Annotated in this window: 1 protein-coding gene; it reads right to left on the bottom strand. The window is 56.8% G+C overall.

Annotation, left to right across the window (positions count from 1 at the left end; all coding sequences use genetic code 11):
• The coding region (locus tag KCG48_RS14545; protein ID WP_211802894.1) for a DDE-type integrase/transposase/recombinase at positions 1-770 on the bottom strand (770 nt) is incomplete at both ends.

The raw sequence follows: 770 nt of genomic DNA, 5'->3' as shown, positions 1-770 counted from the left end.
TAGATGACGTCTACGGTCCGCCCGATATAGGGAAGACCCACTTCATACTTCACCCCGTTGAAGCTGAGACAGCCGCTCTTGTCGACCTTTCGGGTTTCCGCATGGAGGAAAGCATTGGCCACCACCTCCACTGGGAGGTACTTCAAGGGTTGCGGATCCCGCTGATAGGCTTGGACTGGACTCAGATCCTGCAGGGCGGAGTGGGGTTTCTGCTGGTAGCACTCCTCCAGCCAGATCGCAAACCGCTCATTCATCCCATCCAAGGTCCGCAGACTCTTATCGAACTTATACTCATCCAGAAACCGGTCGATGTTCTGGTTGAACCGTTCAATTTTTCCTGTGCCCTCCGGCGAATAGGGGCGCGCGAAAAGCAGGCGTACGCCGAGCTTCGCGCAGGTCCGGGCCATCCATTTGGTCCGATACTGCTTCCCATTGTCGAAATACACCGCCTCCGGAATGCCCTGTTTCATCACGGCTTTGCGGAAACAGTCCTCCACAATGCTTTGATTCAGGCTGGCGTAGAATTCGGCATGGAGCACCAATCGCGTGGCATCATCGAGGAAGGCCACCAGATAGACCTGTTGGGGTTTGCCTCCCGGTCCAATGGGGAGATAACAGCCGTACTTGATGTCCGAGTGCCAGAGCTTATTGCGGCTTCGCTTTTGGAACCGTCGGGTGGCGAGGCCCCCGGAGGCGTAGAGCGCCATATGCTTTCCGCTGAAGCCTCTTTCCTGCAGTTTCTCCTGCAGTGTGCTCCGCTTCACCGTCCC

It is taken from the genome of Proteiniclasticum sediminis, assembly GCF_018128025.1.
In the GTDB taxonomy this organism is placed as follows: domain Bacteria; phylum Bacillota; class Clostridia; order Clostridiales; family Clostridiaceae; genus Proteiniclasticum; species Proteiniclasticum sediminis.
The sequence above is the reverse complement of the archived record's forward strand: the minus strand, read 5'-3'. Positions and strand labels throughout refer to the sequence as shown.